Below are 23823 nucleotides of genomic sequence, written 5' to 3'. Positions count from 1 at the left end.
CGAGGTCGTTGCGCCGATCCCGTGCGGCGTTGAGCCGGTCGGTGAGTCCGGGGACCTTGTCAAGGTGCGGCGCGAGCCTCTCGATCATCTTCTTCATGGTCTCGTCCGCCGCCTTCTCCCACAGGTCACCGGCCAACTGCTGGCCGTTCTCCTGGGCCGCCGCGTGGCGGTGCTGGACGACGGCATTCACCAGGGAGCGTTCCATCGTCGCCGCCGCGAACATGGTCTTCCCGTACTGGTGGTACGCCTGGTTGATCAGGTCTATCTGAGCTGGTTCGAAGTCCATGCCCCAGTATCGCGGCGGTCGTTTAAGCGGTGTGAGGGAGATAGGACCCGGCCTCCTATCCCTGACCCACGGTGCAAGGTAGAGCCACGTTCACTACCGGTTCCGGCGACGTGCCGCGGGGTCGCGTTCCGCGACGTGCCGGGCGACCGCGTCGACGCCGGGGCGGGCGTATCGCTCCAGGGAGCGGACGGAGGCGTGGCGGGAGCGGGCCAGCAGCATCGGGGTGGAGGTGCCGTCCTCGGCGTCGTGGGTGAGGGCGCTGTGGCGGAGCCGGTGGAGTGTCCACCCGTCCAGGTCCTCGATGTCCTCGGGGGAGGCGAGGGGGTTGGCCAGGATTCGGGTGTTCTCCTCGAAGATCTCTTCGGCCCGGCGGTAGGAGAGTCGGGCACGGCCGGTCTCCGGGCACACGTCGAGCGTCGGCGTTCCGGCTGGGGCCTTGCGGTCGGTGAGGAACAGCGGGCCGCGGGTGCGGCGGGCGATGAGCCGGGGCAGGAGCTGGGCGGTGCCGGACTGCCAGTGAATCCACTCGGTCGCGCCGCCCTTGGCGGTGATCCTGCCGCGTTTGTCCTGCGGGTACAGGTCTTCCACATTCAGGCACAGCACCTCATCGGCCCGCGCCGCCGACTCGTAGAGCATCTTCCACTGCGTCTTCTCCCGGAGCGCGACGTCCAGGCGCCACAGGGCGGCGATCTGGTTCTCCGCGAGGGCCTTGGTGCGGTCGGGCGGTGCCGGCCGCCGCTCGATGCCGATCGTCGGATCGCCGACGATCCAGCCCTGCCGCTGCCACCAGCCGATCGCCTTGCGCGCGATGGACAGTTCCCGGTTGACGGTGTCGGCGTCCATCTCGTCCGCCCGCGCCGCCGCCAGCTCGGCCAGCACCTCCGGCAGCGCCGGGTCGTCGATGGCGGCGACGGGGAAGACGGGCGGCTTCGCACCCCGGCGGGCGGGTCCGGTGGGCGCCGGTTCGCCGGCGAGCATCCACCCCCACGTCGTCAGCGAGATCCGGTAGATCCGCGCGGAGGACTTGGCGATGCCCGCGCCGGTGAGGTACCGCTCGACCGCCGCGGTGTACGACGAGGGCGGGGCGGACAGGGGCACCACCCGGGCGCGCGGCAGCTGGAGCGCGCCCCCGCTCCCGAGTTCGGTCACTGGTTCGATCGTCACGCCCGCCCCGCCCCCTACGTGCTGCCGCAGTAAATGCGTACACCTCGCCCCGGCGGCCGGAATCGTCCGCCGCAGGTCGCGATGATCAGGGTAGGGGCTCTGCCGCAGTAAATCCGGGCATTTACTGCGGCACTCCCATGACGAGCCATCAGGCGTCAGACGGCTGATAGGCCGACCTCGAAGCGGAGTCCCTGCTACCGCTAATCGCAGTACCACCGCCCCTCGCGCCCGGTCCAGCCCCGAGCGTCACCCAGCGCTACATGTCCGTTCGCCGTGGCCATACGAGAACAAGGCCTACTAGCATCTCGCTGCTTCAACATGAGGAGCAGGGGAGCTATGAAATGGGCTTACCTATCAGTGTGGTAGAAGGCGCTGTCGGGATAGGCCACACCGATCTGGAATTCGCGACTGGGTTGCGGACCGCGGCCGTCGCCAGTGTCTCGTGAACCGAATCCTGCCGTAACGATGATGTAGTCCTGGACGGCATCGGAACCCGGCGCTGCTGGCCCGTAGGCAAGCAGCGGGGTGTCAGCGGGGAGGTTCTCCAGCGCTTGGCGGAGTTCTCCAACGGTCCAACCTCGACTGGTGGTCTCTTTGTTAAACATAGTCGATTCGGTTTCCAATCAGGTTGTCTGGGCTGTTTAGATGAACGAGGCAACGATCGGGATTCCCGCAGTGGAATGCACGGCGACGCCGAGCCCATGGGAATTCGGTGAACAGACCCTTGCGGACTAACGCACCGTCACACCTGCCCCCTACCTCGACACCGACGGAACGTGGGACGGCCTGCCCCCCCGTCTCCTCGCTCGCGCGGCGGTAGCCGCGGCGGTCGGCCCGTTTCGGAGCAGCACCACGGATACCACCGCACCGTCATCACCGGCCGCGGCCGCGCTGCTGTCGTGGCGGCGTCGTTCCTGGAACCCCAGGTGCGGTTCCAGGGTCGGTGGGCGGCCTGCGTCGTGGGCCGTCAGGTGTGGTGGTGGATCGTGAACGGGCGACACTGGCGGAGATTCTGGGTGTCCGGTCCTGCTGAGCCGCTTCGGCAGCTGACCGCGAGCCTGAAGCCTGGGCGGAGGACTCGGCGGAGATGAGGTGGTTGCGGACTTCATGGACGCCTTGAGCGACGGTCCAACCCGGCCTATAACTGAGGCTATTGAGTAATTTCTCACCTGAGACGGCATAGTCGCGTCGATCGTCCACCGTCGCTCGATAGTTGATGCGGACAGAACCGGTATGGGCCGCCGAGGCCAGAGCCGCCACCTGCTTAAGTTGCATGTTTTCGGTGACGACGTTGAAGATCTGCTGGCGTGCTCTGCCAACATCGGCAAGAACGCTGTCCACTGCTTGTGCGAGGTCCTGCACATGGACATGAGGGCGCCATGCTTCTGGGCCCATGACGGTAACCTCACCGCGAGCGGTGGCCTCGTGAACGTATTGGTTGACGATGAGATCAAGTCGCATTTTTGGGGATACACCGTAGGCGGTGGCTAGCCGCAGGACGGTGACGTTGACGTCGCCGCCCTGATTAAGGAGATAGTCTTCCGCCTCAACCTTGGTTTCGCCATAAAGGGAGACTGGGTTTACGGGCGTGGTTTCGGTGGCGACGCCCCCGGTGTGACGGCCGTACACGCTGCAGGTTGAGCCGAAGACGAGGTGGTTGACGCCCGATCGGTCAGCAACGTCGAAGAGCACCTTGGTCGCCTCGACATTCACTTGGCGGGCGAGGTCCGGCTCACGTGCGCTGGCGGGGTCGCCGACGATGGCGGCGAAGTGGACGATCGCGTCGACGCCTTTGACTGCCTCAGCGAGCGTCTGCGCATCACGGAGGTCTCCCTGATGGAAGGTGAAATCACCCGTGCTTTCCAGCCTCTGGGTTAGTTCACTGGGACGGCTTGCCAGGCCCCGAACGTGGGCCCCGGCATCCATGAGCCTGGAGGCAACGATCAAACCGGTGTAACCGGTCGCTCCTGTCAGGAGTACACGCATGTAGGTTCCTTCAAATCTGGGCCGAAGACGGACAACTGGGTCGCTTCGCGCTGGCGTCAACGGCCACCGCCCTGATTGGGCGGCGCGCTAGAACGAGTGGCCCACCCGTGCCGTGAGCGGGCCACTCAGCGGTCAGCGTTCCGGCCCGCGTTGCTGCTGGGGCCGCTGTTGCTGGGGTGCACGCGCGACGCCCTCTGTGCCAGGTGCATGGCGGGTGGCCTCTCGGGCCCCTGTTGAAAGCCCATGGCGGCAAGTCGGACAGCGGAGGCAACGCTGGGGTCGATTCCCGCAGTGGACTGCACGACGCCGAGCCCATGGGAATTCGGGTGAACAGACCCTTGCGGAGTAACGCACCGTCACTCCTGCCCCCTACCTGGTGCTCGGAAATCTCGCGCCGAACGCGTGATCCCCGGCCCGTGACCGGGGGCGCCCCCGGTCACGGGCGCTCGGGGGCGTCCTCGATGCCCCTGCCCGCTGGGCGCTTCACCGTCCGTGGCCGCGGCCGCGTTCCTGCTGGGGCGCCGCACCCGGCGCGGGTGGAGGTGTGGCGGGACCACCGGAGGGCCTGCGCCGCGGGCCGTCGGGGGTGGTGGAGCGGGAGCGAGCGGCCTTTGCGGATACGCCGGGCGCTCGGGTGGTTTCGGAGGTGGTCTGCGCATGCTGGAGCCTCCAGCCCTGGCCCGGTACCCAGGTGCTGCCAGCCGGCGCCGCAGGCAGGCTGTCCATGAAGGCACCCAGCGCTTCGCGCATCCCGTCCCAGCCGGGGTACTGATGCAGCTGCGGCGAGCCTGCGCGCAGCGCGTCCAGCCCCTCCTTCCAGGGCACGACCGGTTCCGGGCCGTTGCTGTCCTGCCCGTAGAAGCGGTAAGGCACGGGCACGCGGTCCATGCCCATCGGTCCCAGGTTCCAGTTGTTCTTCACCGCCTCACGCATATGGTCAGCGTCGATCCGGCAGGTGCGCAGCATGAAGTACGCGTCGTAGACGTCCTTGTAGCGGTGCCACGGCCGGTCTCCCTCGCCCCGCAGGCCCCGGGGCTTGCCGGTCAGCAGCGTGAGCTTGTCGGCCAGCTGGTTGACCGCAGGGTTCAGCGGAGGCTGGAACGGGGTGAATCCCGGCAGGTCAATGGGGGCTACCGGGCGGTGCGCTGTGTCAGGTCCGCCGGTGACCGCCACCTTGGCGGGCGGCTTGATGTCGATCTCGATCGGGATCGGGTCATCGACGGTCGGTGTGTGGCGCGGTCCGAAGCGCGGGTCGACGGGCGTGGCGGTCACGATGCCCATGACCTGGCCGTTGGGGAAGATGTTGAGTTCGCCGGCCGTGGAGCGCACGAGGCCGCCCAGCCCGATGCCGTGTGCGCTACCGGTGTGGCCGGGCAGTGCGGCGACGCGGCGGACTGCTCCTTCCACCGCATCCCGATACAGGTCGGCGGCCCGGCCGGGGTCAGGATCCGTGACGGCGCTGGCGCACAGGTCGAGGTCAAAGGCGCTGCGCGGCATCACGTACTGCTGGGGGATGTCTGTGATGCCCGGGACACCGAAGTCGGCCGGCCAGTCGCCCTCCGCGGGACGGGCGGGCAGGGCCAGCGAGCCGATCAGCAGCCAGCCGAGGCCTTGGTCTGCGATGATGCGGTGTGCCAGGTCCGACATCAGCACCTGCTGCAGAGCGCGCCGTTCGTTGAACTCCGGATAGCGCGCTCGCGCGGCCACAGCCTGGCGGAATTCCTGCCACTGAGGGAACGCCTCCCGGAAGGCGCCCCCAAGATGCTCTGCAGTGTCCAGCCCCCCGAAGTCGGACATCTACGCGTCCTCCCCGGAGTTCGCGGCCGTCTCGGCACCGTCCACGCTGGCCAGCAGGTAGGACAGCCGGTCGGCGCCAGTACCGGTGGTGCCGGGCAGTTCCAGAGCCTCCAGGGCCTGCGCGAGTTCGGTCTGGGTGGCCAGCCGCCGCTGCAGAAGGTTCGTGGCGATACGCCCCAGTCCTTCCAGATCGGTGCTGCCAACGGCCGCGATGTCCGCGAGGGTGCGGCCCGGCGAGGTCACCGGCAGGCCTGCTACCTCGCGGTAGTCCTGCGGCCCCAGTACGGCGCGGTGGATGAGGACGTCCTGGGAGGAGGTGGCGGTGTGGTTGGGCGGGACGGTGAACTCTGCTGCCGGGCCGGGCAGGTTGCCCACGGCGTAGACGCGCACGGCGGCCCCGTGCGATACGACACCGGCAGCGGGCAGCGGCCGCTCCCAGGCGGGCTCGTCCGGGGCTAGCAACAGCCAGTGTGCGTACAACTGTGGGAATGGGGGCCGCGTCCCGCCGCGCAGCCGCACGACCCCGGGTATAACGGTCTCGATGACACGGCCTTCAAGGAGCTCGTGGAGGACGGCGGGGCTGGCTCCACATGCGGCCGCCTGCCGTTCAGTCACCAGGCCCGCCTGTCCTTCGGCCACATCGGCGATACTTCCGACGATCTTCAACATGCCGGAAGCCTATCGGCGCCCTCCGACATCGCTCGCGGGGCTTTCCGGGTCAACTGGCTGATATCTATGGGGGTATGGAGCACTGGAAGAGTGATCGTGTGGCAGCCGCCGAGCGGGGCGAGAATCCCACTGTTCTGGCACGGATGAGAACCGGATGGGCCGTCATCGGTGACACCCAGCACCTCCCCGGCTACTGCCTGCTGCTGTATGCCGGCCACGCGAATCATCTGACCGACCTGCCGCGCGCCGAACGGGCCCTCTTCCTCCTCGACCTCTCTCTGCTCGGCGAAGCCGTGCAGATGGCGTGCGGCAAACGCGACGAGGAATTCCGCCGGCTGAACTACGAGGTACTGGGGAACTCCTGGGAGCACCTGCACGGCCACGTCCATCCGCGCTACAGCTGGGAGCCTCCGCGGCTGCTGCAGGGTCCCGTATGGCGCTACGGGGAGGAGCGCACCGCCCCGGAGTACGCCCTCGGGCCCCGGCACGACGGCCTGCGGGAGGACATCACCCAGGCGCTGACGGGCGTGCTCGCCGATGCGTACGACCACGACTGACGCTCGTCGCGCTGGCGGGAAGGTGCAGTGCGACCGACCCGGAACCGGGCCGTGCAGGAGTGGACGTACGCACCGACCACCTGACCGCGGGCCGAAGACGAACGTTTCTTGAAGGCCGGGAATCGCGGACGGCGTCACGCGACGCTGTACGGTCGCGGCCGTCCGCCGATCGCCTCGGTCGTTCGTGCGGCCAGCGGTACGGCGGGGCACCGTAGGCGTACTGCCCCTTCTCTCCCTTGATGCGGCGGCCGCGGCGGAGCTTGGCGACGGTCATGCCTCGGTCCAGCTGGGCGAAGACGCCCATCATCTGGCGCCACCGGATCTGTCCGGCAGCCCCTCAGAGGGTCCCGGTAGTTCTCGCCGAAAAACAACGCTAAGGCGGCGAGGAGTTTGCCAGTGCGGGCGTCGCGCCACTGGATCTGGTCCATGCAGTTGACGCCGCCCGGGCCGGGGTTGTACTTGGTGGGGTCGGTCTCCTTGTACCGGGCGTTGGTCTGCACGAACACCCGTTTGTCCGGGGGGTCGATCAGCGTGATGTAGCTGTTGCTGCGCTGCTTGACCTTCCCCGGCGTCGGGGATCAATGGAACCGCAGCCATCGGTGAGATCGATCATGGTTTGAGCTGCGCTCCAACCCGCACACCTCGTACTGACTATCCTCACCAGCTTCACGTTTTCGTACGGGATTTGCCCGGGAATGTCCTCACAATCTCCGAGAAACTCCCTGCATGCCCACACCGACTGATTCAGCTCCCTCGCGCCTGTGGCGAATGCTGGAGCCTGCGAGTTGGCGTAGCGAAGACCTCGCCCGTACGGGAGTGGTTCTGATTCACGGAAGTCGAACTCTGCTTAGCTGATAGTTCCTGATGTTCGTCCAGGTGACCGTTACTGTGGCGTGATCGTCAGGTTCGCCCTCGGCGTCGTTTTCGACGTAGAAGGACCTAGTTTGCGCTTGTCCCATCGGAATGATGGTCTGAGGTTCGCCGGTGAAACCGAAGTCGAGGCCGCCATCCTGGTCGTTCGTGAACACGCTCGAACCCTCGAAGAACTTTACGTGACCCCCGATTATGGTGATGGAACGATCGCTGTTGAGGCTGGCTCGGTAGTCAATTTCTACCCTGATCTCCCCGCCGCAGGTTCGGGAGAAGAAGAAGTCTCGGGGGAGGGATCTGACCGTCTCGCGGGAATAATCGGTGCGGGGGCAGGATTCGTTTGGGCCGAAGTCTTCGTGATCCAGTATTTGATAGGTGATGTCGCTGACTAGCGTCGCACTTGGTGCCTTTTGAGGGGCCGAGTGAGCGGTTGTCCCCAACACGGTGGTGGCCGCCATGGCCAATACGGCAGGTATGACCGCACGGGCACGCCCGCGCCTGTGAGATGAGCGGCTCATATCTGCTGGCCTCCTTGGGATTTGTTCTGCCGACCAGTTCCATCTCCAGTAAAGCGTCTCTTCGCCAACTAGTCCTGCTGGCTGGAAGGGTGCCGCTTCAACTGTTGAGGAGTGCCGGGGTCGACCAGTGCGTAGATGGTGTGTCCGCGCCGAGCCCCCGCAGGAACCTCAGCTTCTCGACCTCGCCGCCCACACTTGCCGGCCGGCCCCCAGACCCCCGCTGCGGTCGGCATCCCCCGGCGCGTCCGGCATCGTCACGGCGAGGACCGTTCGCGCCGCGGGGCACCGCCCTTCCGTGACCGTGGCCGGGGTCCGTGCGAATGCTGCGCGACCGGTCGCGGCACCCCTCACGCGCGCGTGGGAAGCTCCCCCGGTGAGCACCATGCGACGCCAACTCGGCACCGGTCCGAGCACCACCAGGAGCACGCCGACGACGGACACCGCGCCGCGGCTTCTCCCTGTCGAGCGGATCGAGCCTCCGGGCGGGGGCGGAAACGGTCACCTACACCCTCACCGCCTCCGACTGTCAACCCTCGGTCAGGGTGCGGAAGGCTGCGGACTCCCCGCCCCCGCCCCGTGCGCTGTACGTCGCGCCAGCCGGGCCGCCGCCATCCGCTGTCGTTCAGCGGGCTGGACGTACAAGATCAGCACCGCCTCCTCGATCAGGCCAGCGACGTCGGCGACCTCGTCGGGCGCGTACTCCAGGCCGTTGTGGACGGAGTCGTTGCCAAGAAGACGAGCCTCGTGGAATCCGTCGATCACCGACTGAGACACATTGAGCCGGGCCAGGTCACTGATCATCGCGTGCAGGTTCCTCCCTGCGGCTCCGCGCTCCTTGCAGATCTCTTCCACCACAGACCGGTAGCCGACCCCGGCGAGCCGGAAGGCGCCTACCGCCTCGGCTCGCCCAGCTTCCAGGAAGAGGTCGCGGACCTTATCCGGAGCGTCCGGCGACAGTGGACGCGGCTCCTGTGCCGGCCATACCCGGGAGATGAGCGTCCACTTGTGCTCACCGGCCACGCGGACGTTCTTGGGCTTGCTGGGGAGGCGGTCGACTGAGTACAGCTCGACCACTGCCATGTCGCAGAAGTCGCACGACCAGACCTGCTCCTCCACGTGCTGGCCTGGCATTTGGATCGGGCCCGGATTTTTGAGCTCGGGATGGATCCAGCGAAGGTTACGCAGGGACATCGCGACCCGATTCGAGCAGTGCGGGCACTCAGCCTGACGCCTGCGGTCTTGCTTGGGGATGAAGGTGTCCTGATCCGGCATAGCGATCAGGTAGCCACAAGATCCCCTAATCGCCAAATCATTTGGCCAGCCCCTGGGTCTCCACCGGCTACGCCACAGTGCCTGACACACGATGCCGAGGGCGGCACCTCCACCCCGATGCTGCTGGCCCTCTCCCGCCACGCATCCGTCCGCTCCCTGGAGCGCTACGCCCGCCCTGGCGTCGACGCGGTCGCCCGGCATGTCGCCTCACGCGACCCGGCAGCCCGCCGACGAGGCTGAGCCGAAACACTTGCCGCACTGCGAGCGGCATCGTCCCAGGTCAGCGATATCCGTTGTTTTTGCGGCCGTTGATACGGCGACCCCCTCAGGTGCGCTGGCGAGTCAGGAAAACAGACCCGGGGCCTCCGTTGGATACATCGGCACGGCCCCGAGCAGCTCAGACCAGGCGCTGAGATCCTTCTCCACCTTCCGCCGGCAGTTCCTCTGCAGGTGCCGACGGTGCGAGCGGACGGTCGCCGGGGACAGATCGAGCACCTTGCCGATCTGCGAGTCCGTCCATCCGTCAGCCGTCAGGAGCAGCACCTGGACCTGCCGCTGCGGCAAGCTCTGGAGCAGCAGGCGCAGGGCATCTGCCATGATCACCTCCTGAGGAGACCGTTCCCACCCAAGCGCCCATCCTGTGAGTTCCAGGAACCCTGCCTTCATGGGATTCGCGACCTCGCGCGAGGCCTTGTACATGAGCCGGTGCGCCCGGTTGTACGTGACCTTCCACAGGTACCCACGCGGGTTCGCCATGCGGCCGACCTTGTCCCACTTGCGGAAGACCACCTCAAGGGCATCCTGGACAACGTCCTCCGGATCGACGCTGGCGCCCCGTGCCGTCACCAGCCGACGAACGAAGGTGATCAGCCACTTGCGGTGCTCCTTGTGGAACTCCTCGAAGTCCCGGAGCGTGAACAACGCGTCGTAGTCCCAGTCGGAGATCTCCTCGGACCAGTCGTCGTCTTCAAGGAGTTCGACGAAGCGGCCCAGATCGCGGATCTTAGACATCGCCGCTGACCTCCCCCGACATCGTGCTGCCCGTCGGCGCGTCCGTTTCTCCGGTACGCGGCTGCGGTACGCCCGCGGTCTCCATGCCCTGGCGGGCCAGCCGGGCGGCTCGGCGCTTGCGAAACCACCCGGTGGCGCCTAGGAAAGCGGAGACGACGATCGACACAATCGTCAGGATCGGTGCGACCTGCCTCGCCAGGACCACCAGGTCCCAGCTGGTCCACAGCAACAGGCCGGCGGCGGCACCCAGCAGAGCGAACAGGACGATGACCACCGGGATGTGGTGGTCCTGGATCCATACGTCGACGGCCGAAGCCCAGCGCCGGAGGCGGGACGGCACGCTCTGCACGCCGCTGACCACGCGCTGCCGCATCGTGCGGATGCGTGCGCGCATTAAGGAACGACCCATGGGAGTCCCCCTTGGCTCGGAGGCCAGCCGATGCCCGGGGGGCCCCGGGTCCGCTTTCGCGGCCCGGCGCCCCCGGGGTGACGGAAGCCCGGACTCCTCTGCTCTCGCCAAAGACCTCGTGAAGTCGCGGACCCTGCATGGCCCTTGTGTAGTTTTGCGCGACATCTTGGCAGACACAGATCACCCAGAACCCGCCTCAACGAGAGCAGAAGGGTGTGACATGGTTCACCAACACTGATTCGGTGACGGGCTGCACGTTTCGCGCTTCTCGCTGTCTAGTTATGGGTGACGGCGCCCCGCTGGAAGCGGCACCGTCGCATGCAAACGGCATCAAGCCGTGCGTGCCCACCTCACCTGAGGAGCGATCCAAGAAGGGTGATGGAGGGTCTGGGAGTCCTTGCTCTCGCCAAAGATCTCGGGATCCCCAGGCCTCTGCGAAAACCGACGGACCCCGGCAGCATCTGGATGCTGCCGGGGCCCGTTGCGTTCGGTCGGCACCCGGCCTACTCAACAAGGCATCGCCAGCGATGAGAGGTGGCCTAGTCACGACGGCGTTGTGTGATCCGCCGCGCCAGGCGAAGGCAGTCTGCCCACACCGCCCGCGGCTCGTACCCGCAGAGCATGGTGTGTCCCTCTCATCCGGCGTCGGCCTGGCGCCAGGCGCTAGGCACCGGGTCAGGCATGCGGTGCTGAACCTGGTGGTTGCCCTTGGTACAGCCCTCGAAGGGCCCAGACGACCCGCGCAGTTCCCGTAGGCACGGGTCGAGATGGTCGCGGTGCCACACGCTGGGGCCGGTGTAGCCGCAGGTGGCGGGGTCCGTCAGCTCCTGCCAGGCCAGCCAGCACGCGTGCAGGCGGGCCACGGCAACCGGGTGCTCGAACCACAAGTGGCACCAGCGAGCGTCCGCGCTCGGTTCGGCGAGATACCCGGGTACCAGGACGCCCTCGACCCACTCGATCAGCGCCCGCAGCTCCTCGTCGTACTCCGGGGAGTCCAGCAGCAGGATGAACGGCGGGAACTGCCACTCCCCCTCCGCTGCCCCGTCGCCGTCCCCGGAGGCCTCTGCCTCGGGATCCGGCTCCTTGTCGGTGCCGCCGACTTCGTACGCGGGGGCATCGGTGAGGGTCTCCACCTGGGCGGCAAGTCGGGCATACGCGGCTTTGAGATCTTCCACGTCCTGGAACAGAGACACCGGAACGTCGAAGTCGGGAGCGTCATCGGCCACGGCGGGCTGCCTTCCTCTCCTCGTACGCGACCACGGCGCGCTTGGTGATGGCAGCCTCCTCGGCCTTCATCTGCCGGCCGATGTGAGCCAGGCGCTTCTCGGCGTACCAGGGCCGGAGGGCGATCTGGGCGATGGGCATGCCGGTGGACAGCAGCAGCGCCGTTCCCTTCTTCATGGCCCGGATCTCGGCGGCGTCCATGACCTGCTCGCGCTGCTCGCTGACCGAGTAGCTGTAGCCCTCCTTGGACTTGGAGTAGGAGTCGCGGCTCACCGAGTGCATGCCCACCAGTGCGGCCACGTCCTGGGCGAACTTGGCGTCGTCCAGCCCTACGCCGATGATCTTCTTTGTGGCGGCGCCCCACATGGCGTCCATGCCGACCTCGCCCCAGGACTTCACGCCCTGCCGGTAGGACTGCAGGATCACGACGGGGTTGATGCCTCGGGAGCCGAGGTGGCTGAACAGGTCGGGAAGATCCTTGATGTTGCAGATGTTCGCGGCCTCGTCCAGCACGGCTCGCATGGGCTCGGGCAGGCGGCCGCCGTGGCGTTCGCCCGCCTCGGCTCCGGCGGTGAAGACGGCGTCCGCGAGTGCAGCGACGACCGCGCTGGCCGGGCCGCCCTTCTTGCTCAGCAGGTAGAGGGTGTCGTGGCTGGTGGCGAAGTGTTCGGGGTCGAACTTCGGGAACCGCTTGTCCGGTGTGACCCATGCGAGGACGGTCTCGTCGCGCAGTGCGGACATGGCGGTCCGCGCGTTTTGGAAGATTCCGCTTTGGGTCTCTTCCGCGATGTTGATCGAGGAGTCGACCTGCTCGGCCAGGACCGGCTCGTGCTGGTAGAGGATGCGCATGGGCGCCTTCTCCGCCGGGTCGGACAGCCACTTCATGACGTCCCGGACGGTGCCGCCGTCGAGATACGCGGCGCGGAACAGCCCGACCAGCAGGTCCTGGGCGGCCTGGGACCAGAACGGGTCGCCTTGTTCACTGGTGATCTGGTTGACGAAGTGGCTGGAGAGCCGTTCGGCGCCCTCGAGGGTCTCGGCCTGGGCGATCATGTCCCACCACATGGTCCGCTCGATCTGGGCCACGCCCTGGGTGTCCAGGGCCCACACGTGCCCGACCTGGGAGCGGGAGGACATCGTGGCGGCGTACACGTCCGCCTTGTTGGACGTCATCAGCAGGGCTCCCGGCGCCTCATCCGCGATCGGGATCGACAGCGAGGTCGACTTGCCCGCGCGGGGCGCCATGATAGCGAGGTAGGTGTCCTCGTCGCTTCCGCGCAGCTCGACCCCGCTGGGCAGGTGGTCGCCGAGGAGCACGCCGCGGTCGGCAGGCTTGATCTTCTTCGACTTGACGCCCCGCAGGGAGACCCGCAGTCGGGACGCGGTCCGGGCCGCCTGCCGGGGCGTCAGCTCGCGCAGCTGGTACAGGGTGGCGAGATCGCTGGGATTGCGGAACCAGCGCATCAGGACACGCAGGCCCCACACCACGAACCCGATGACGACCGCGTCCAGCAGGACGGCGCCGACGGCGGAGGCGGTCTGGGAGTGCGGCCACACCGCCGACCAGTCGGCGGCCATGCGGTAGACCGTGACCGGGGAGGCCGGGGCGCTCTCCTCGCCGGTCAGGGCGGCGCCAGCGGCGGCTCCTGCCCAGCTGGAGGCCGACAGCGCGACCGCGCTGCCGAAGAGCGTTCCGCCGAACGCCCACATGCGGTCGTTCTCCGTCATCATCAGCGTGCACCCCCCGTGGTGACCCTGCGCCGGTTGTTGTCCGTCTTGTACAGCCGCTGCTCGGTGCCGGTCAGCTCCAGCGCGGCCGCGATGCCCGGCCGCGTGCCGATCTTGATCAGGTATTTTCCGCGGCCCGGGTGACGGACGCTCTCCTCCTCCGGCCGCTGCTCGCCGTCGTCGCCGTAGGTGGCGTCGATGTCCAGGCCCGTGCTGGTCGCGGACGCCCACGAGGCGATCATCATGCGTTCCTGCTCGGTGAGCTGCCGCTTGCCGGTGACCCGCCGCAGCTCCTCCTCGGTGGAGGCGCCGAGCACCCAGGTGTCGCACCGGTCCATCAGGCCGCGCGCCTTGGCGCGGTCCATCTCCGTCGGCAGGGCCTCGACGTCCAGCAGGGAGTGCGTCACGTAGATGGTGACGTCGTCCGTCGTCCGGTTGAGCCGGGAGATCGCGTCCATGGCGTCCACCAGGCCGGGGCCACTCCTGAGGGCGCGCCACATCTCGTCCATGGGCAGCACCAGTTTGCGGTCCATCAGGCCGATGCTGCGGGCGGAGTCGATGCTGCTGTAGGTGTACGCCCAGGTCGCGATCATGCCCGCGGACACCACATCGTTTCCGCGGGCGCGCAGGGGGGAGATGTCGACACTGACGGCCGGGGCCGAGATGTCCAGGGGTGTCGTGGTGGGCCCGTCGAACAGGCCCTTCAGCGGGCCGCCGATCAGGTTGTCGAGTCCGGCCACGACGGAGCGGGTCAGGTCCTGGTAGACCGAGCCGTCGGCGGCGAGCTTGGTACGCAGTTCCTCGGGCGCGGCCCGCAGGACGTCGATCACGTCCTTCACCACGGGATCGTGGCCCGAGTCCTGGGCGGCGGAGGCCACCTGGACGGCCGTGTCCAACGCCGAGCGTTCGATCTCGTTCGCAGGTCGTCCCAGACCGTGCTTGGTGGACAGCAAGGCCACCAGGGTCTCCAGCCGCCGGCCGTTGAGGACGTCGAGCAGGGCCTGCCGCTTCTCGGTGCTCAGGCCCTGTACCCGGTCCTTGAGGGGGCCGGAGTCGAGCGGGTTGATACGTCCGGAGCCGTCACCGATCCGCACCACGGAGCCACCCAGCTCCGAAATGATCTGGGTGTACTCGCCCTTGACGTCTCCGGGGACCACCGGCATGTGCCCATACGCCGCGTAGACCAGGCAGATCCGCTTGACCAGGGCGGACTTGCCCGCGCCGGGCTGGGACATGACCCACACGCCCGGGTTGGTCGTCAGTCGGCCCGTCCACCCGCTGGGATCAACGCACACCAGCTCGCCGGTGAGCACGTCCCGCCCGACCGGCACTCCACGTGGCGGCAGGCCGGAGCCGAGCAGGAACGGATAGATCGCCCCGGCCTGGGTGGAGGGGCCGGTGTAGACGGTGCCCGGGTCCTCCACCGGGGCGCGGCCGCTGAACCGGCCGCCCCAGCCGAGCCGTCCCGCGTACCGCTTGCGCAGCCGCCGCTCGGCCTTCTTCTCCTCACGGCTCGGCGCCTGTTCGGTGGCCCGGGTGACCCGCCGGGGGCTGGTCACCTCCGGGGCTTTGCCCTTGCGTGCCATCTCCCCTTACCTCACTTGACCAGCGGGTTGTAGCCGAGCGGGAGGCCCGCGGCGAACACGGAGGCCTGCGCGCCATAGGCCGGGCGCATCCGGATCCCCCTCGTGGCCTTGACGGCTCGCTCCAGCTCCTGCCGCATCGCGGGCAGGTCGGCCGCCGACCGGGTGGTGGCGGTGACCATGAGCGTCCAGTCGACGACCTGGGCGCCGCTGGCGACCTGAGCGGCCGCCGTCTCCGCCCGCTGGTAGTCGGCTTTCTGGCTCCACTTGGCGCGGCCCTTGAACTCCGCGGTGGCCTGGGCGCGGTGGTGGGCGTGGCTGATCTCCCGCTCCAGTACCGCCTCGCCCTCGTACGGGTCCAGGACCCGGTAGGAGATCGTCACGCGCCGCTGGAACCGGCCCGGGGCCAGCAGCGGCAGCAGCACGCTGTAGGCGATCGGGCGGCGCGGCATCTCCCGCAGCACCCAGCTGACGGAGACGCCTCCATCATGGGCGTATTCCTCCCAGGAATCGTCGGCGGCCTGCGGGCCGCACTCGCTCCACTGCAGGTCGGCGAACTCCGCGTCGCGAGCGTTGAACACGTCCGGGTCGTAGGCGGATCTCACGATGCGGCGCAGGTCGATGTCGGTGGCGCGGCGCTCGATGTCCGTTCCCGTGCCGGACAGGTCGAGACTGTCCACCACCCGCAGAGCTTCCGCGACCTGGTCGGCCAGGTCGACCGGCGCGTTGGCGGCCGCCTGCGGGTCGACCGTGACGCTCATCCACGGGGCCACGCTGGCTGTGGCATGCGGCGTCGTGCGCACCAGCTCGTCAATGATCTGCTTGGCAAGCCGGGGGGCGCCCGGGTCCTGACGGGCCCTCACGTCGTCGCCGAGGGCTTCGCCGGCGCCGGGGGTGATCTGGATGGTCACGCTGGCGCCCTGGATCTGCTCGTCCGTGCTCATCATGTCGAGCACGGACGACCACGTGCGCAGGCTGCTCTGGACGGTGCCGGTGGGCGCCATCAGGCTGCCGCCGGGGGCGAGCAGCGTGGTGACGGTCATGTAGCCGGTCGTCCGGTCATGGACGACGCCGACCGCCCGCCCAGTGGTGGGGTCGTGCGCCTTGATCAGGGTGGAGGAGGCCCCCACCCCGGGCAGGTCGAGTGCGTACGGGTGCGGCAGCAGCACCCGGCGGAAGCTGGTCGCCTCCGCCCTGCTGGCCCGTCTCCAGGCGAACTTCGCCCAGTAGTAGGCCGCCGCCGACATCCCGTGCCGACGGGCGGCGGCCAGCCCGACCCCGATCAAGGTGAGCGGCAGAGTCACCAGCAAGGTGGCTGGCAGCGAGGTCGCCAGCACACCATCGAAGATCACCGCGACCGCGGCGGCAATCGTCGCCGTCCGGGACAGGTTGCCGAACCCGTAGCTCTTGCGGGTACGGAATCCGTCGGCAACCAGCGCCTTCGGCACCTCATGGCTCATCGCTGGTTACCCCCGTCCCCGATCTGCCCGCTGGCGCCCTGAATGCCGCTGTTGACGCCGTCCAGGACCTGGATGCCCAACCCGACACCGCCGCCGGCCGCACCGCCCCCCGCTGCTCCGCCACTGCCGCCAGCGCCAGGAGGGCCCTTCGGACCAGGCGAGCCAGGCGAACCGTTTCCTCCGGGAGTACCGCCAGTGCCGCCGCCCCCGAAGCCGGGCCCTCCCTGTCCGGGCCCTCCCCGTCCGGGGCCGTCCGAGGCGTTGCGCGAGGCCTGAGCCTGAGCGTCGGACGCGCCGCCCATCCCGCCCTTCCCGCCGCCCTGCGGACCCATGGACACCTGGACGTGCTGCGCGTGCTGCACCGGGGAGGCGGGCTGCACGCCGGCGCCGCCGTCGTCCCCGCCCTTGCCGCCCTGGCGACCGGCGAAGAAGCCCGCCACGGACGCGGCGGCGGCCGACGAGCCACCGCTGGACATGGCCGCGCCGACCTCCTCGCCGAACGGTGCGAAGACCTTCGTCAGCGGGGCCGGAGCCAGCACGCCGAGCATCAGTGTGGCCAGGCCTCGGAACCAACTCGCGAGAGTCTGGGACTCTCCGAACTCGGAAAACCCGGTGCAGATGATCACGGCGACCATCGGCTTGTAGACACCGGCGACACAGATGGTGGTGATCAGCCGCGGCGCCCATTTACGGGTGGTCTCTCCGCCGACCCGGCCCGCTCCCGCGATCGGGAGCAGCAAGCACTGGATAGGGATGGCCGACTGCCGCAAGAAGATCATGACCATCTGGATGAAGCCGACGACCGTGAGCAGGCTGACGATGCCGCCGAACATGACCGGGTTGCTGACCCCATTCGGCACCATGACCGCGATGATCCGGTCGTAGGCCCCTGCGTCGTTGCCGAAGGTCGCGTTGACCAGGCCGTCACTGATGGCGTCACCGGCCGTGAGCATCAGGGCGATCAGTCCGACGCCGACGGCGGAGATGATCGTGTTCTGGACCCAGCCCGCCATGGCCTGTCCGGCGTACTTCATCTGCCCGGTCACGGCCATCTTGCCGAGCTGCCACATCATTCCTATGGCGGCGATGACCAACCCGAGCCAGGTCAGCATCCCCGCCAGGGTCGCCTTCCCGCTCCACAGACCGGTGCCTGCCAGGTCCATCGAGGGCCCAGCGAGCGCTACCGTCAGCGTCTTCTTGATCACCCACTTCGCCACGTCGGCACAGGTGTTGATGACGTCACCGATAGTGGAGTCCCACACCGCATCCCAGGCCTTTTTGAGGTGCTTCTCGACAGCACCACCGATGGCATCGCACATACCGGTCTGGTCGAAGATGGTCCCGAGGACCGGCCCGCCAGCAACGTCGCAGGCGATGCTGACGCCGCCGCCGATCGGCCCGTTGTCAGCAACGGCAGGCTGCGGCGCCGAGACACCGATACCCAGGACGGCGACCAGGGCGAGCAACAGCGCCGCCCAACGCCTCACGACGCCTCCCGTATGGCGGTCCACCCGGCCTGGTTGAACGCGGCATCGCCGGGGGCCACCATCTGCGGCTTCGCCTGTCCCTGAATCTCTTGCATGGCACGGGAGGTCACAGTCCCCGACAGCTTCCAGTCGCCGTTCTCCCAGTCGATCCCAACCACGGTCCGCGTATAGGTGACCGACTCCTTGGCCGTCTCACCGGCCTTCTCGGTCACCCGAGCCAGCAGCCACGCGCTGACCTCGTCGTCAGCCTTCGCGATGACCTTGAAGCCGATCACGGTATTGCGGACGTAGGCGCCGGACGGCAGATCGCTGCCAGGCTTCAGACTGAACTTCCGGTGCAGCTCCTTGTCAGTCTGCCCGGCCGCCAGCTCGACCTTCTCCGCGTTCTGCTCGGTTCGCGCATCCTTGGTGATGTACGAGTGGAAGATGCGCAGCTGCTCGTCCACCAGGGACGTCGAGTCCTCCGCGGCCGTGTTGTTGGCGGCCGCGAGCATGGCCTCGGCGCCCTGCTCGGTGTGCGGGAAGCCCACCTCGCTGCCGTAGCGGTCGGTGCGCGCCCCCTTCGGCAGCGCCGCCCACCGCTCCGGCTCCGTCCAGTCGCCCGGCACCGTGTAGCTCGGCTTCGGCCCCGTGGAACCACCCGCGGAGGGGCTCTCTTCATCACCCTTACCGGCCTGGGAGTTGTCGTCACCCCCGTTGAGCATGGCGTATCCGGTGAGGGCCAGCACGGTCACGGCGAGCGCGCCGGCCGCCCAGACCGCCTTGGTGTTCGTTCCCCTGCGCGCCATGTCGTCAGCCCCCCGCGATGCCGTTGAGGATGGCGATCAGCGAGCTGGACAAAATCAAAGCGACTGCGCCGCCACCCATCCACTTGAACGGCTCGCTCCCGCCCGCGTTCCGGGACTTGTCCGACACGGCGAGCTTGAAAATCCCGTAGCCGACGCCGCCCGCCCCGGCCAGCGCCAGCAGATACAGGCCGTAGCCGAACAGCTGGGAGACGGTCCCGTTGAGCCCGGGTATCGGGGTCGGCTTGGCGCCCGGGATGATGCCCGCCATCGTGACCCACTCCATGGTCATTTCCTCTCCATCCGGCGCCGCAGCCGATCGGCCGCGACCCTCACGTCCTTGTGCTCCAGGGCTTCCTCCGGCCCCTCCACCGCGCGCAGTACGGCCAGGTACGGCACGCTCGCCGTGCCGGCCAGCCGCCCCTCCAGGGCGCGCAGCCTGTACCGGGCGGCCGCCGCCGGCGTGGCCGGGGCGTCCGCCACCAGCACGAGCCACGGCTTGGGCAGCGGTCCCCAGCTGCGCAGCATCTCCTCGACCCGCATGGCGGCCCACACGGTCGTGTCCGCGACCAGCACGGGCTGAGCCCCGTACGGGAGGTTCTCTCCGGCGCCCAGTACGCGGGCCTCGCCGGTGGCCTCGGGATCGAGCATCCGGTTCACCGTCGCAACGGCAATGCCGTATCCGTGCAGGGGAATCAGCGCGTACCGCAGCCGAACCCCGGCCACCCCTCCCGGGGTTGACGCCACTGTCTGAGCGCTCATGCCGCAACTCCCCCCTTGGATGCCTGTTTTCAGACCGCTACGCCTGTTTTAGACCGTTGGATCTTGGGTCTGTGGGACTACAGAGGCTAGCGTGACCAACTGACAGTTCTGAGTAGCATTTTCTGCGTCGTCGGAGGTCAGGTCTGTTGTCGGCGTACGACGGTTCCCGCGTCCGGGATCTTCGGCTGAAAGCAGGCCTGCGTATCGATGACCTCGCAGCAGCCGCAGGGATCAGCGCAAATACCGTCCGGTCCGTAGAAAAAGGCAGGCACCAGCCGCAGCCACGGGTCGCCCAAGCCCTCGCCCGGGCACTCGGCGTCCCTTTACGAGAACTCGCCAGAAATGGCCGAAACCTTTCGCTCCATGAGGTCCGCGGGCTCTTAGGTCTCACCCAGGCCGAGATGGCCGCCCGCGTCGGGGCCTCCCGCCAGAGGGTTTCGCAGGTCGAGCGCGGTGCCGCCACAGTCCGCTCGCCCCACGCATGGGCCACCGCCTACGGCCTGACGCCCGATCAATGGACGCGCGCCCTCGAACAGGCACGTGATCTAGTGCGGCGGACGGTACGCACGCAGATCCGTCAGCGGCGCACCAAACGGGGGGACACCGCATGAAGAAGCTCATCACGGCTGCCGTCACGGCCATCACTGTGCTCCTGGTGACAGCCATAGGCCTTCTGGCCATCGTCGTCACCGATGACGACGCCCAGGCCACCGAGATACCCGGGGGCGGCGGCGGACTGCAAGGCGTACCCGCCGAGTTCCAGCCCTGGATCCTCAAGGCCGCCAACGCCTGCAAGTACCCCGAACTCGTCCCCGCCCTGCTCGCCGCCCAGCTCAACCAGGAGTCCGGCTTCCGCACCGATCACGTCGTCTCCGACGTCGGCGCCCAGGGCCCCGCACAGTTCATGCCCGGCACCTGGAGCACATGGGGCAGGGACGACGACCACAACGGCGACGCCTCCCCCTTCGACATAGGCGACGCCGTCATGGCCCAGGGCCGCATGATGTGCTCACTGATCGGACAGGCCAAGCACTCAGGAATCACCGGCGACGTCCGCGCCCTCGCACTCGCCGGCTACAACGCAGGATGGGCACGCGTCGAGCAGTACCACGGTGTACCGCCGAAGTCGTTCGCGAACGGCCAGACCTACGACTACGTGCAGCTCATCCTGTCCACCATGCCGAAATTCCAAGGACCCGGCCAGCTCGACGTCCACGGACACGGCGACGGACCCGACGCCCTACGCAAGGCCGCCGCCCGCATCGGCACCCCCTACTCGTGGGGCGGCGGAAGCCCCCAGGGCCCGAGCAAGGGCTTCTGCGACGGCACCAACGGCTACCAGAACGGCTCGTGCGTCGCATCCTCAACGATCGGCTTCGATTGCAGCAGCCTCACCCAGTACGCCTACTGGCCCAACATCAAACTGCCGCGCACCGCCGCCGACCAGTACCGGGCAACCGCCGACCACCCGGTCTCCCGCAGCAACCTCAAGCCGGGCGACCTGCTGTTCTGGGCCCACGGCGCCGCCATCTACCACGTGGCCATGTACGCGGGCGACGGCAACGTCCTGCAAGCCCCCCGCACCGGACGCACCGTCTCTACCGCTCCCCTGACCAGTGCCATGCCCGAGTCCGACTACGTGGGCGCCACCCGCCCCTGACCCGCCGAAAATGCCGCGTGCCGCAGACCCACACCGGGTCTACGGCACGCGCGCGTTCCGCCCTCGGACTACTTGGCCTTGCCTCGCGACGGTGCGGGTCCGGCCTGCCGGTGCGGCGCCACCGCAGGCCCGGCAGGCGCCGCCGTCTTCGCCTGCCCGCTAGTAGGGCCCACGGTTGTCGACTGCGACCGGGCCGCCGCCGTGTTGACCCTCACCCTCGACTCCGCCGGCGCATCGCCCAACGGCCGCCGCAGCGCGTCGTTCGCAGCCTCCACCATTCGCTGACCGAGCGGGCCCTTCTTGTTCTCCCACGACCGGTCCGTCGCCAGACGCGCCAGGTGCTGCCGCGCCGGCTTGCCCTCGCTCTCCATCTTGGCCATCTGCGCCGCGATCAGTGGCCACTGCTTGGCCGAAACCAACAGGTTCGCCTCCCGCTCGTGCCCGGGCATGGCTTCCATCACCCACCGCACATAGCGCGGGTTGTCCTCCGTGATGGCCAGCTGCTGCAATGCCCGCACTCGGTTGTCGAGATCGAGGTTGACTGGGAGATCGAGCCCAGTCGTCAGCGGCCCGTACGACACCAGCGCATCCCGGCTCGTTGTCGGCGCTGCTGCGGCGACAACCTTCGCAATCGCCTGGTCGACGCCGAGTCCTTCGTCGTGCGCGGACGCCAGAAGCTGACGTACATCAACGCCGCGCTCGTCTAGGCGCGCCATCGTCGCTGCGATGTCCGGCCACGTCGGGGAGGACAGGATCGCCTCGCGTACCGGTCCGGCCGGCAGCGTCTCGCGCAGCGCCCTCTCCCACTCCTCAGTGCCTTCACGGGCCACTCGCTCGGCGTTCGCCGCGACCTGGTCCCGCACGTTCCCCGCGATCTCGCCGACGCGCGGCAGGAACTCCTCCAGGTTCACTCCGGCCTGCCGCAGCGCGAGCAGCTGCTGAGCCATCTGCGGCCAGTCCGCGCTCTGCAACAGGGCCGCGGAAATGTCCGCAGGGAACAGATCGTTGAGGCTCTGGGCTGTCTCGCGCATGGCCTGATCGGCGGGTGGCAGCGCCCTCTCCCGGCGTTGCTGGCGCTCCTGCTGCCGCCGTACGGCGTCCGCAATGGCCATCACCAGGCGTACCGCCGTGACGGCCGTCTGCACGGCCTCGCCTGCTGCGTCTGCGAACGGCTCCCCAGGTGCCGCCATCGTCGTCGCTCCCCTCGTTAGCGGGCCCGCTTCGGGCTCCGGTTCTGCTCGTCGCCGGGCATTCGCCGTGTCGGCGAGGGTGCCCCCGTCTTACGGGCCGGGCCTGACCGTCCAGCGCCGCCCGCGGACGTCGGTGACGGGCCCGTGCCGGAGCTGGCAGGCGTTGAACTTCGGTGCCGCCGCCATCCGTCCAGTCGCCATGAAAGCACCTCGGCGACCGAGTCCGCTGATGCCAGCTCCCGTCGGGCCGCCACGGCAGCCAGCACGTCCACCGGGTCCTCACCCGCCCGCTCGACGTCCGCCAGCCGCTTACTCAGGACGGGCCAGGCCGGATCCGCAAGGATGCTGCGCGCGTGCTGGGGAAGAGCCTGCTGGACCACACCGGTCATCGGTCGCTCGCCCGCCGCGGCTGCCGTCCGCCGGGTGGCGCCCGATCGAGCGGGCCCCCGTTTGGGGCGTGGCCGGTAGTCCCGTGCCGCGCCTGCGCCAGTGGTGACCTCGACCGCCTCGCGCAGCAGTCGACCGGCCCGTCCGGAGGCCACTGCCTGGGCTCGGTGCTCCTGCGCCTCGTGCCACCGGCGGGCCGCCTCGATCGCCGTCACCAGGGCCAGCAGAAAGCCCAGCGCGGCGGCCGCGTCATTACGGCCCGCCGCGGCCGCCGACTGTGACAGCAGGTGCGCCGACTCCCTGTAGAGCCCGCGCGCCTGGCCCTCCAGCGCCCGGTCGCCCGGCACACGCGAGGCGCGTTCGAACTCGAAGGCTGCCTCCTTCATCTGGTCGCGCACCAGGCGCGGCGAGATGACAGCGGCGATGACGATGAGGTCGCCGAGCGCGGCGACATCTCCGGCGCCTTCGTGCAGTCCGCCGGCGCCGAGCTGCTCGGCGGCCGCGCGCACGCGACGCTCTGCCTCCTTCCACATCTCGGCCGTCGCGACCGCCGAAACGGGCATCGGGCTCTGCCAGCGTTCACGGACACGCGGCAGTGACAGGTCCGGGGCGAGACGAGCACCGGGAAACCACACCGGCTGCTGCCCGCCGTCACGGTCACCTGGCATCGCAACCGAGTACCCGGTGACGTTCCCGTCCGGCGCGATCCGCTGCTTCACACGCACGCCGGAGGCGGTCAGCCGGGCGAAGAAATCAGCGTCGCTCACGGCGGCGGCCGCCGCCTCGCGCACCGTCCGCTGGAGCGTCTCGCGCACCGGCTCCACCAGTCCGCGCCGCTCCGCCTTCTCCTTCTCCCCCGTCTTCGGCCACTTCCTCGCGGTCTTGTCTCCGTGCGTCAGGCGACGCAGCCCGAACTCGACCTCGAACTTCCGTGCGGCCGCGTGCATCTTCACGATGTCCTGCCGCAGTCTCGGCTGCCGGCCGTCCTGCCGCGCCTGCGTCGCCACGATGTGAATGT

At 68.6% G+C, this 23823-nt stretch carries 24 protein-coding genes; 4 read left to right on the top strand and 20 right to left on the bottom strand.

The window, feature by feature from the left end; genetic code table 11:
- From AQI88_RS29645 to AQI88_RS46135, 6 genes are all read right to left on the bottom strand, one after another.
- A partial coding sequence (locus AQI88_RS29645; protein ID WP_159050424.1) for a hypothetical protein occupies positions 1-286 on the bottom strand: 286 nt, incomplete at its 3' end.
- A 93-nt stretch (positions 287-379) separates the two neighbouring features.
- Positions 380-1435, bottom strand: coding sequence for a tyrosine-type recombinase/integrase (locus AQI88_RS47955; protein WP_244184383.1), 1056 nt, complete (start codon positions 1433-1435; stop codon positions 380-382).
- A gap of 362 nt (positions 1436-1797) precedes the next feature.
- Positions 1798-2055 carry a DUF6225 family protein gene (locus AQI88_RS49130; RefSeq protein WP_398698699.1) on the bottom strand — a complete coding sequence of 86 codons (258 nt, stop codon included), beginning with the start codon at positions 2053-2055 and terminating at the stop codon, positions 1798-1800.
- Between the two features lie 268 nt (positions 2056-2323).
- On the bottom strand, positions 2324-3436 hold the full coding sequence (locus AQI88_RS43715; RefSeq protein ID WP_079057874.1) for an NAD-dependent epimerase/dehydratase family protein: 1113 nt from the start codon (positions 3434-3436) through the stop codon (positions 2324-2326).
- A gap of 483 nt (positions 3437-3919) precedes the next feature.
- Positions 3920-5233: a hypothetical protein gene (locus AQI88_RS45270; protein ID WP_067004973.1), complete on the bottom strand. Its 1314-nt coding sequence runs from the start codon at positions 5231-5233 to the stop codon at positions 3920-3922.
- Positions 5234-5902, bottom strand: a complete 669-nt coding sequence (locus AQI88_RS46135) for a hypothetical protein (RefSeq protein WP_159050423.1) — start codon at positions 5900-5902, stop codon at positions 5234-5236.
- Positions 5903-6045: 143 nt separating this feature from the next.
- On the opposite strand from AQI88_RS46135, the gene AQI88_RS29615 reads away from it, so the two are divergent.
- Positions 6046-6459, top strand: a complete 414-nt coding sequence (locus AQI88_RS29615; RefSeq protein WP_244184381.1) for an HIT domain-containing protein — start codon at positions 6046-6048, stop codon at positions 6457-6459.
- An 827-nt stretch (positions 6460-7286) separates the two neighbouring features.
- On the opposite strand, the gene AQI88_RS29610 is transcribed toward AQI88_RS29615, so the two are convergent.
- Positions 7287-7787, bottom strand: coding sequence for a hypothetical protein (locus tag AQI88_RS29610; RefSeq protein WP_159050422.1), 501 nt, complete (start codon positions 7785-7787; stop codon positions 7287-7289).
- A 597-nt stretch (positions 7788-8384) separates the two neighbouring features.
- Complete coding sequence (locus tag AQI88_RS29605; protein WP_067004965.1) at positions 8385-9119, bottom strand: DUF4145 domain-containing protein; 735 nt, start codon at positions 9117-9119, stop codon at positions 8385-8387.
- A 117-nt stretch (positions 9120-9236) separates the two neighbouring features.
- Here AQI88_RS29605 and AQI88_RS47125 point away from each other — a divergent pair, with 117 nt between their 5' ends.
- A complete protein-coding gene (locus AQI88_RS47125; protein ID WP_079057872.1) occupies positions 9237-9359 on the top strand; it encodes a PmrA in 123 nt (40 codons plus the stop codon).
- Positions 9360-9461: 102 nt separating this feature from the next.
- Here the strand turns inward: AQI88_RS47125 and AQI88_RS29600 are convergent, their stop codons facing one another.
- From AQI88_RS29600 to AQI88_RS29555, 10 genes are all read right to left on the bottom strand, one after another.
- Positions 9462-10130 carry an RNA polymerase sigma factor gene (locus tag AQI88_RS29600; RefSeq protein ID WP_067004963.1) on the bottom strand — a complete coding sequence of 223 codons (669 nt, stop codon included), beginning with the start codon at positions 10128-10130 and terminating at the stop codon, positions 9462-9464.
- On the bottom strand, positions 10123-10539 hold the full coding sequence (locus AQI88_RS29595) for a hypothetical protein (RefSeq protein ID WP_159050421.1): 417 nt from the start codon (positions 10537-10539) through the stop codon (positions 10123-10125). Before AQI88_RS29595 ends, AQI88_RS29600 begins: the two co-directional genes overlap by 8 nt.
- A gap of 635 nt (positions 10540-11174) precedes the next feature.
- The gene (locus tag AQI88_RS43700; protein ID WP_079057871.1) at positions 11175-11765 is read right to left on the bottom strand and encodes a DUF4913 domain-containing protein; all 591 of its coding nucleotides are present in this window, start codon (positions 11763-11765) and stop codon (positions 11175-11177) included.
- Positions 11755-13494 (bottom strand): type IV secretory system conjugative DNA transfer family protein, encoded by a 1740-nt coding sequence (locus AQI88_RS29585; protein WP_067004959.1) that lies wholly within the window; start codon positions 13492-13494, stop codon positions 11755-11757. The genes AQI88_RS43700 and AQI88_RS29585 overlap by 11 nt, the downstream gene beginning before the upstream one ends.
- Positions 13494-15077: an ATP-binding protein gene (locus AQI88_RS29580; protein ID WP_079057870.1), complete on the bottom strand. Its 1584-nt coding sequence runs from the start codon at positions 15075-15077 to the stop codon at positions 13494-13496. The genes AQI88_RS29585 and AQI88_RS29580 overlap by 1 nt, the downstream gene beginning before the upstream one ends.
- A gap of 11 nt (positions 15078-15088) precedes the next feature.
- On the bottom strand, positions 15089-16534 hold the full coding sequence (locus AQI88_RS29575; RefSeq protein ID WP_244184380.1) for an SCO6880 family protein: 1446 nt from the start codon (positions 16532-16534) through the stop codon (positions 15089-15091).
- A complete protein-coding gene (locus AQI88_RS29570) occupies positions 16531-18021 on the bottom strand; it encodes a hypothetical protein (RefSeq protein ID WP_159050420.1) in 1491 nt (496 codons plus the stop codon). Before AQI88_RS29570 ends, AQI88_RS29575 begins: the two co-directional genes overlap by 4 nt.
- The gene (locus tag AQI88_RS29565; protein ID WP_067004955.1) at positions 18018-18809 is read right to left on the bottom strand and encodes a DUF8175 domain-containg protein; all 792 of its coding nucleotides are present in this window, start codon (positions 18807-18809) and stop codon (positions 18018-18020) included. Before AQI88_RS29565 ends, AQI88_RS29570 begins: the two co-directional genes overlap by 4 nt.
- A 4-nt stretch (positions 18810-18813) precedes the next feature.
- Positions 18814-19098 carry a hypothetical protein gene (locus AQI88_RS29560; RefSeq protein ID WP_244184378.1) on the bottom strand — a complete coding sequence of 95 codons (285 nt, stop codon included), beginning with the start codon at positions 19096-19098 and terminating at the stop codon, positions 18814-18816.
- Positions 19095-19568: a hypothetical protein gene (locus AQI88_RS29555; protein WP_159050419.1), complete on the bottom strand. Its 474-nt coding sequence runs from the start codon at positions 19566-19568 to the stop codon at positions 19095-19097. The genes AQI88_RS29560 and AQI88_RS29555 overlap by 4 nt, the downstream gene beginning before the upstream one ends.
- 146 nt (positions 19569-19714) lie before the next feature.
- Here AQI88_RS29555 and AQI88_RS49125 point away from each other — a divergent pair, with 146 nt between their 5' ends.
- Positions 19715-20179 carry a helix-turn-helix transcriptional regulator gene (locus AQI88_RS49125; RefSeq protein ID WP_079057869.1) on the top strand — a complete coding sequence of 155 codons (465 nt, stop codon included), beginning with the start codon at positions 19715-19717 and terminating at the stop codon, positions 20177-20179.
- Complete coding sequence (locus AQI88_RS29550) at positions 20176-21228, top strand: C40 family peptidase (protein ID WP_067004949.1); 1053 nt, start codon at positions 20176-20178, stop codon at positions 21226-21228. Before AQI88_RS49125 ends, AQI88_RS29550 begins: the two co-directional genes overlap by 4 nt.
- A gap of 68 nt (positions 21229-21296) precedes the next feature.
- Here AQI88_RS29550 and AQI88_RS29545 read toward each other — a convergent pair whose 3' ends face one another.
- Positions 21297-22373 (bottom strand): hypothetical protein, encoded by a 1077-nt coding sequence (locus AQI88_RS29545; protein ID WP_079057868.1) that lies wholly within the window; start codon positions 22371-22373, stop codon positions 21297-21299.
- A gap of 62 nt (positions 22374-22435) precedes the next feature.
- On the bottom strand, positions 22436-23823 hold a 1388-nt coding region (locus AQI88_RS29540; RefSeq protein ID WP_208615934.1), incomplete at its 5' end, for a mobilization protein.

Origin of the sequence: Streptomyces cellostaticus, from assembly GCF_001513965.1 — a bacterium.
Classification (GTDB): domain Bacteria; phylum Actinomycetota; class Actinomycetes; order Streptomycetales; family Streptomycetaceae; genus Streptomyces; species Streptomyces cellostaticus.
Note: the sequence above shows the minus strand (reverse complement) of the source record. Positions and strands in the feature narration are given on the sequence as shown.

Excerpts from the sequence above, each read along its gene's own strand:
- AQI88_RS46135 (WP_159050423.1), bottom strand. The coding sequence starts at position 5,902 with ATGTTGAAGATCGTCGGAAGTATCGCCGATGTGGCCGAAGGACAGGCG.
- AQI88_RS29555 (WP_159050419.1), bottom strand. The coding sequence starts at position 19,568 with ATGAGCGCTCAGACAGTGGCGTCAACCCCGGGAGGGGTGGCCGGGGTT.
- AQI88_RS29615 (WP_244184381.1), top strand. The coding sequence starts at position 6,046 with ATGAGAACCGGATGGGCCGTCATCGGTGACACCCAGCACCTCCCCGGC.
- AQI88_RS45270 (WP_067004973.1), bottom strand. The coding sequence starts at position 5,233 with ATGTCCGACTTCGGGGGGCTGGACACTGCAGAGCATCTTGGGGGCGCC.
- AQI88_RS47125 (WP_079057872.1), top strand. The coding sequence starts at position 9,237 with ATGCTGCTGGCCCTCTCCCGCCACGCATCCGTCCGCTCCCTGGAGCGC.
- AQI88_RS29565 (WP_067004955.1), bottom strand. The coding sequence starts at position 18,809 with ATGGCGCGCAGGGGAACGAACACCAAGGCGGTCTGGGCGGCCGGCGCG.
- AQI88_RS29610 (WP_159050422.1), bottom strand. The coding sequence starts at position 7,787 with ATGGCGGCCACCACCGTGTTGGGGACAACCGCTCACTCGGCCCCTCAA.
- AQI88_RS43715 (WP_079057874.1), bottom strand. The coding sequence starts at position 3,436 with ATGCGTGTACTCCTGACAGGAGCGACCGGTTACACCGGTTTGATCGTT.
- AQI88_RS29585 (WP_067004959.1), bottom strand. The coding sequence starts at position 13,494 with ATGATGACGGAGAACGACCGCATGTGGGCGTTCGGCGGAACGCTCTTC.
- AQI88_RS29575 (WP_244184380.1), bottom strand. The coding sequence starts at position 16,534 with ATGAGCCATGAGGTGCCGAAGGCGCTGGTTGCCGACGGATTCCGTACC.
- AQI88_RS49130 (WP_398698699.1), bottom strand. The coding sequence starts at position 2,055 with ATGTTTAACAAAGAGACCACCAGTCGAGGTTGGACCGTTGGAGAACTC.
- AQI88_RS29600 (WP_067004963.1), bottom strand. The coding sequence starts at position 10,130 with ATGTCTAAGATCCGCGATCTGGGCCGCTTCGTCGAACTCCTTGAAGAC.
- AQI88_RS29580 (WP_079057870.1), bottom strand. The coding sequence starts at position 15,077 with ATGGCACGCAAGGGCAAAGCCCCGGAGGTGACCAGCCCCCGGCGGGTC.
- AQI88_RS29605 (WP_067004965.1), bottom strand. The coding sequence starts at position 9,119 with ATGCCGGATCAGGACACCTTCATCCCCAAGCAAGACCGCAGGCGTCAG.
- AQI88_RS29595 (WP_159050421.1), bottom strand. The coding sequence starts at position 10,539 with ATGGGTCGTTCCTTAATGCGCGCACGCATCCGCACGATGCGGCAGCGC.
- AQI88_RS29560 (WP_244184378.1), bottom strand. The coding sequence starts at position 19,098 with ATGACCATGGAGTGGGTCACGATGGCGGGCATCATCCCGGGCGCCAAG.
- AQI88_RS29550 (WP_067004949.1), top strand. The coding sequence starts at position 20,176 with ATGAAGAAGCTCATCACGGCTGCCGTCACGGCCATCACTGTGCTCCTG.